Origin of the sequence: Acinetobacter sp. YH12239, assembly GCF_013417635.1 — a bacterium.
Classification (GTDB): domain Bacteria; phylum Pseudomonadota; class Gammaproteobacteria; order Pseudomonadales; family Moraxellaceae; genus Acinetobacter.
The window spans coordinates 1-6,898 of record NZ_VPDP01000038.1 but is presented as its reverse complement, the minus strand read 5'-3'; the positions used below and the strand labels follow the sequence as shown (position 1 = coordinate 6,898).

Genomic DNA, 6,898 nt, shown 5'->3' with positions numbered 1-6,898 from the left:
ATTCAAATGACAATTGGCACACAGCAGGCGGACATCGAGAAAGCACTCTCGAAAATCTTGCAATTGAAAGTACCCAACAACTTTTACGAAGATTTGGAGACGCAAAGCAAGCAGATCAATACGCTTGGGGAAACTGTAGAAAGATTAATAGCGTTAATCAACAACTTGAACGACTAGAAACCACAGTAGCGGAAATTCGACTCAAGCCAAAACCGGCTACGAATTTCAGTTACTTGCGAAGTGACGGTTATTACCCCGATTACGTTGGTTATCACAAAGAACTATGCGACAAGCAACAGGAGGCCTATAACAATAAAAACCCACTACAATTGATTGATTACATAAAGAAAAAATCTAAAAATTTAGAAACGTACATTAGCCGTGCACGTTCAAATATCCACGAATGGGAATACGATAAATTTGAGAAAATGATCAAAAATGACAATCAAATGCTGAAATATCTGAAATGTGAGAAGATTTTAGAGCCTCAAAACGACCATTTGAAACAGCAAAGAGAATCATATCAAGCGTGTTTAAAGAGTTTTGAGACTATTAAAAGTGATATTTACGAAATTAAAAATCCATTGCCTAGACAGAATACTTCTCAACAAACTTATGAACCTGAGCATAAACCAAAACCTAAAAATGATTTTGAATTAGATTTTTAATCTAATTCAGCAAAACAGTAATCAGAGGGGGAATGAGCGATTTATCTTTATGTCACTCACACTCCGTTCGCTTTGTTTTTTTCTTTTTGAACCTCACAGGTTTAAACCAAGCGAGTGTCTACGAGCGATTGAGCATCATAAAAATTTCAGCAACGCCTTTTCCCTGATTACAAACTCCCTTTTAATCTAAAACGGTAAGTACAGAGCATCCCGAATGGGTGCGGACTTTGGGGCTTTTGATCTTAAAAAAGCATGAGCATAGCGAATGCATTATCAATCTTTTTGCTCTTGGTTTTGCTTTTGAAACGACACGAGCGAAGCGAGTGCCATAGCCTTTGATTTTTCCTTTAATTCTCTTTTATTCTTTTAAAAAGCTTTTAAATACTTTTAGACACCCTTCCAGACCACATATAGCAAGGCTTTCAGACTTTAAAAAACTACAAATGGCATGAACTAAACTACAAATGGCATGATTTTGGCACATTAGAAACTACAAATGGCATGATTAGAAACTACAAATGGCATGAACTAAACTACACTATATTTAATGTAGTTTTATGTTAAAAACTACAAAAATCGTGTGCAAAAATAAATCAATATGATATAAAAAACTACTTCTTGCGGAATGTAGTTTCATGGATTATAAAAAAACATACCCTGTATCTTGGGTTGTTATGCAGAATACGATTCAAGAGTGCTTTAAAAGCATGAGTATTGATGAAAAACGCTTATTAATTCTTGCTAGTCCTATAGCTCGGATAATTGATGCAACTGAAAAAGATGCAATCACCATAACATCAGAGAGCTTTGCAAAAGAATGCGGTATAAAAACCAACTCAGCGTATTCGCAAATGGAAGAAGCGAGTAAAAACCTGTTAAGACGTTATTTTTCCTATGGTGATAATAAGAAAAAAACCTACTGTAACTGGGTCATTAGAGCAATATATGAGAATGGTTCAATATCCATATGCTTCCCAGAGGAAGTTCTTTTGATGCTCAAAGAGTTCGACAAATTAAATCCATACACTAAGTACAAGAAAGACATCGTACTCAGTCTGAAAAAAGACTACTCGTTCGACCTATATCATTTAGCAAAAAAATATCAAGCTATGGGACAATTTGAAATGTCCTTAGAGCATATAAAAACTGAGTTAGGTTTGCCAAAGTCCTACGACAAGCTATGTAATTTAAAAGACCGTGTAATTAAGCCTTCATTAGATGAAATTACAGCTAATACAGACATTGAACTCACTTATGAAAACGTTAAACAAGGACGGTCTGTGGTTGGTTTCAAGTTTATTGTGAAAGAGAAGCCTAAGCCAAAACTCATAGCACCCGAGAGAGAGACAAAGACAGTAGAGCTATTTTGTAATATGTCAGATCCCCAAATTAATAAATACAGCACTATTCTATCTAAACTTTCTGAACTTTCTGATCTAAGTAATTTTCCTGACTATCCTACTTTTGCGATTTGGATTAGTGGGATTTTACGAGATCCAAAAAGTGTAAGGGAAGAAACGGCTAAACGAATTTTGAAGGCTCTACATCAAAAAACGGATTTCAAACCATAAAATCAGATTATCCATATGAGCTAACAAATCCCGTGAAACATTGCTTAAATACTAAGCGTGGAACGTGAACAATCATTAAAAAAGCCCAATCGGAGAGGGTTGGGCTTTTTGCTATACGATAAAACTATGATTTATATGAAATAAAAAGAAGCATTTCGTATAAGGTGTATTATGTTAATTTTAGAAATTCTTAATTTCCATCTATCCAAACTTGCTTGATCCAATCTGCTAAATCTTCCCACTGCTCATCGCTATATCCATCTGCTGTCCAATATCTAATTTTATGATTAGGAGATAGGCAATAATAACTACCATTATCTTCACAAATAGGTAGCCAATCTTCTGGCAGACCTTGCTCCCTAGCATCATTTAATATCTGAGATAGCCCTCGATAGCATTCTTTCTCATCTGTAAGAGACGCTAATTCAATTGTTCCATAAAAGATATTGCTAATCTCTTTCAAAACTTTTTTATAATCTTTTGGAAAAATAAAACCTATTTTTCGTTCATAAGCAGATATGAAAATATCATCAGGTAGTTCTATGTTTAGACGACTATTCCCAGATAGTTCTTTTAATTCTTGAATAATGTTATCAAGCTTATTTTGCATATACATTCTGCTCTATCGCATTAAAGTTCTTACTACAATTTAACATAATGGCGATTATACGAAATTTAGCGATTAGAAACCATTTATTACATCAAAAGTAATGAAAATGTAAAGATAATGCCTTATATTGTCTTTACATTATTGGTTTTTAGAGGAATTAACCATGTCCGCAGTCAATTTTAATATGCGTTTAGAAGAAGACTTGAGGGATAATGCAAATCATATTTTTGAAGAATATGGTTTAACAATGCCACAAGCATTTAAACTTTTTTTAAATCAGGTGGTGAAAACAAGAACTGTTCCATTAGCTTTTGACTATGCGAAAGAACCAACTCTGACCCCAACAGCAGTAGCAAAGTTGCTTCAATCTCTTAAAGAGATTGAAAATGGGGAGTACACCGAGTACGAAACAGTAGAAGAAGCAATCAAAGCCATGTCGGATGAAGCTCATGGCTAAACGAAAGATCATCGTAACCAACTCATTTAAACGAAATATTAAAAGACGTTACTTAGATTTAGTTACGGCTGAATGGGCTGAGGTACTGGACTGTTTAGTTGCTAATAGTCCATTGCCTGAAAAATACCTAGATCACCCATTAAAAGGTGGTGCTGAGTTTAAGAATTGTCGAGATTGTCACGTTAAACCTGATTTAGTCTTGATTTACAGGCTCGTAGGGGATGACATTTTAGAGTTACACCAGTTAGATAGCCATTCAGAGATTTTTGGCTAATTTTAGCTCGATGCTTTGAAATATGGCTTTAGCCATGTTTCAAAGCATCGAGCTACTTTACGCTAGTTGCACGATAAGAAAGTTTGAAAAGAAGCTAAGCATTGCATGGCCTTCAAAGAGTTCAATATGAGAATAAAAAATTTAGCTCAAATTTTTATAATTATTACATTGCTTACTGGTTGTATAGCGAAGTCCCAACCCGTATCTAACTCCATAGAGTCAGTAAAACCTATCATTTTTATTAAACATGCTAATTCTGGTTCAAGAGTAACCATTACTGGTGGGAAATTGCATGTAGATCCTTATGGTTGTATTCGGCTTGGTAGTGATACCGGTTCATTTATTATTTGGGCTAATAATCATGAGTTAGAATATACAAAGGACGGTAGGATTAGCATCACCAATAAATTTAATAATCATAAAGTTTTTATAGGTAATGAAATTATCCTTAGTGGAGGGCCGTCATCAGTAATACCAAAATCTGTTACTCGCTTTATTCCTGAAGTTTGTTCTACCTACGGCTATTGGATTGCTTCTCCCCTTTAAAAGTTATGTAAATGAGCCAGTCCCCATTTCCATCATAATTTCAACATAAAAACTCATATACAAATTTAGGTATTATTAGCTGATAAACCCTTTTTTTGATCTTTTTATATAAATCTTTCACGATATAGTAGAATACTATTAGATGACTAAATAAGATAAGCAAGCCTACCTGTATATACAAAATTCTTCGAATTTTGATATACAGGGACTTGTTAGGGGAAACCCCTAAGACCCCAAGCCCATCAAGATGGGCAAGTCAACAAAGTTGACTTAAAAGCAAAACCAAAAGCCTGTTAGTGGGATGTGTATATGCGAAATAAAACTAAAATTTTCAGACTCACAGAGTTACAGCTAGAACAACTTGAGCAGCACCTCGAAAAAGAGAACACGAATTTTACAGACTTCATTCTCTCTTTAATTCAAAGGGAAATCATGCAAGATGCTGTAACCGTAAGACGACCAGAAGAATATGAAAGGAAGCCTAGACTCAAAGTTAAAACAGTGATTGAAGTGGTTAAACGCTATCAAAAAACAGATCCTGCTTTACTGCTTGAGCTATCCAAAATCGGGAACAACTTAAACCAAATTGCACGAGCATTGAACATCATCAAAAATGCTGATCCGCAAGAGCAACGCAAGTTAGATATTTTCAGCATTTTTTCAGTTTTAAAAGGCATTCAAACCGAGTTAGAACAAGTATTTCCTGCACTTCCGAAAATCAGCAGACAAAGCCCTGAAAGGCTTAAAAAGCAATTGTCTTCGATACAGCTTGCTGAGGAGGATGAAAGTGCATATTAAATTTTTAAATCACGGTAAAGGATCGGCCGCACACGCTTCAGCGTATGTTTTAGATAAGTTCGATCATCTTGGCAATGTTCGGGCAGGTGTTGATGTTTTGCGTGGTGATGCGACTACATTTAACGCCATCTGTGACTCAAGTCCACATTTGTGGAAGTACACCAGTGGCGTGATCGCATGGTCAAAAGAAGACAGTCCGACAGATGAACAAATAAAAGAAGTCTTAGACGAGTTTGAAAAGCATGCTTTTTCGGGACTAGATCCCTCACAGTACCACCTTTTTGCCGTGCTTCACACAGACGATGACGGCTCGAAGCATATCCACGTTCTAGCACCACGCCTAGATATTCAAAGCGGTAAATCACTCAATATTGCCCCACCCGGCCATGAAAAGCATTTTGATTCTTTACGTGATTACTTCAACACAAAGTACCAGTGGTCACGCCCCGATGATCTGCTTTTGATGAAAACGACACAAGAGCCAAACTATGTCGCAAAACTCAACGCTCAAGCTAAAAATATTTTTACAGGTCAAGATCTTGAGGCGCTTACAAAAAAGCAGTTTGGCAAGCTCGTTGATAACTACGTACAAACATTTTTAAGGACTCTGACAGTAAAAAACAGAGCAGATATTGTCCAGTGTATTGAGCAACTGGAAGGAATCGCATCGGTCAAACAAAGTAAAGAATACTTAACTGCCACTTTGAAAAGTGGCAAAAGACATCGACTTAGAGGCGACTTTTATCATGAACAATTCGAAATTAACGCTTATTCAGAGCATCTCAGAGCAGCAGCAGAAAGCCGACCAACTACAGCAGAGCTTGCAACAGCTCTCCGAAACGCTGAAAACGTTCGAGATGACTATCGAGCAAAGCGAGAGACCTATCACCAACAGCACTATACTTTTAAACGAAGTACAGCAGACAACATCGGCCATAAAATCGCATCTCAGAGCGATTTTGACCGAAATAGGGAATCTATCACCCAAAGCCATAAAATCGCTAACAGCGAGCTATACGGAGCAAATAGACGCACTGCAAACGCAGTTAGCGAATATAGACCTATCGGAAATATCAAAAGTGAAATCGAGCATAGATTCGTTTTCAACCTCAATTCACGCTCTACAGGCTCAAGTCAACAAGCAGTTGCAGAGCCTCAGAATCGACGAAAAGCTCCTGCAGAACAGCATTCAACACCAAGTACAGCAAGCGATAGAGGGGCAGAGAGAGACAATAGAGAGTCAGTTGCAGAGCCTTTTGACGGAAAAATTGGGCAACCAGAGAGCAACACACATCCTATGGGGGATGATAGCTTTTGGACTGCTGATTCTTTTAATAATTTTATATCTAGGCTATCAAGCCAATACAAATTTAAAAACAATCAAAGCACAAGAGCAAATGATTCAACAGAATTCACAAGTGATTACAAACCAGATCAACTACTTGAAACAAATACGGAACTAGATCATGCAGACCGAAATCGACCAATTTTTGACAGAGCAAAACAGCTTATTGATGCAACAAAACAACTTGTTAGCCGAGCAAAACAAGGTTTTGAGTCAACAAATCGATTCATTAAAGACCATTTTGAGCGACTACAGCGAAGTCGAGCTGAGTCTAAAGAGCAAAATCAGCAATCTGAATACAGAGAAAGAAGCACAGCAAGCCTTAATTTTGACACTGAAAGCAGAGCTTTCAAAGCTAGAGCAGGGCAACTTTTCGGAGCAGTTACAGCAAGCATTTCAAGAAAACTTGAAGACCCAATTACAAACGCAATTAGCGAGAGCATTAAATCAACTGGATTTAAACAGCATTGTCAGCGACTTGGTGAAGATAGAATTAAGACCCATTCAAATGACAATTGGCACACAGCAGGCGGACATCGAGAAAGCACTCTCGAAAATCTTGCAATTGAAAGTACCCAACAACTTTTACGAAGATTTGGAGACGCAAAGCAAGCAGATCAATACGCTTG

Annotated in this window: 7 protein-coding genes and 1 pseudogene; 7 read left to right on the top strand and 1 reads right to left on the bottom strand. The window is 36.9% G+C overall.

The features are described from left to right. Nucleotides 1-668 (top strand): annotated as a pseudogene (locus tag FTV17_RS15145) (mobilization protein); the annotation flags it as partial. Nucleotides 669-1,303: 635 nt separating this feature from the next. After that, nucleotides 1,304-2,239: a replication initiation protein gene (locus tag FTV17_RS15140; protein ID WP_159124544.1), complete on the top strand. Its 936-nt coding sequence runs from the start codon at nt 1,304-1,306 to the stop codon at nt 2,237-2,239. Between the two features lie 190 nt (nt 2,240-2,429). Here the strand turns inward: FTV17_RS15140 and FTV17_RS15135 are convergent, their stop codons facing one another. Further along, the gene (locus FTV17_RS15135) at nt 2,430-2,849 is read right to left on the bottom strand and encodes an SMI1/KNR4 family protein (protein WP_001180106.1); all 420 of its coding nucleotides are present in this window, start codon (nt 2,847-2,849) and stop codon (nt 2,430-2,432) included. A gap of 163 nt (nt 2,850-3,012) precedes the next feature. Between FTV17_RS15135 and FTV17_RS15130 the strand changes: the two genes are divergently transcribed. From FTV17_RS15130 to FTV17_RS15110, 5 genes are all read left to right on the top strand, one after another. Then, nucleotides 3,013-3,306, top strand: coding sequence for a type II toxin-antitoxin system RelB/DinJ family antitoxin (locus FTV17_RS15130; RefSeq protein WP_159124548.1), 294 nt, complete (start codon nt 3,013-3,015; stop codon nt 3,304-3,306). Further along, on the top strand, nt 3,299-3,580 hold the full coding sequence (locus FTV17_RS15125) for a type II toxin-antitoxin system YafQ family toxin (RefSeq protein ID WP_159124547.1): 282 nt from the start codon (nt 3,299-3,301) through the stop codon (nt 3,578-3,580). The genes FTV17_RS15130 and FTV17_RS15125 overlap by 8 nt, the downstream gene beginning before the upstream one ends. A gap of 126 nt (nt 3,581-3,706) precedes the next feature. Then, nucleotides 3,707-4,126, top strand: a complete 420-nt coding sequence (locus tag FTV17_RS15120; RefSeq protein ID WP_159124550.1) for a hypothetical protein — start codon at nt 3,707-3,709, stop codon at nt 4,124-4,126. A 309-nt stretch (nt 4,127-4,435) separates the two neighbouring features. Continuing rightward, nucleotides 4,436-4,924 carry a plasmid mobilization relaxosome protein MobC gene (gene mobC / locus FTV17_RS15115; protein WP_159124546.1) on the top strand — a complete coding sequence of 163 codons (489 nt, stop codon included), beginning with the start codon at nt 4,436-4,438 and terminating at the stop codon, nt 4,922-4,924. Continuing rightward, nucleotides 4,908-6,898: relaxase/mobilization nuclease domain-containing protein (locus FTV17_RS15110; RefSeq protein WP_257219973.1), on the top strand; the 1,991-nt coding region annotated here is incomplete at its 3' end. The genes mobC and FTV17_RS15110, both read left to right, overlap by 17 nt.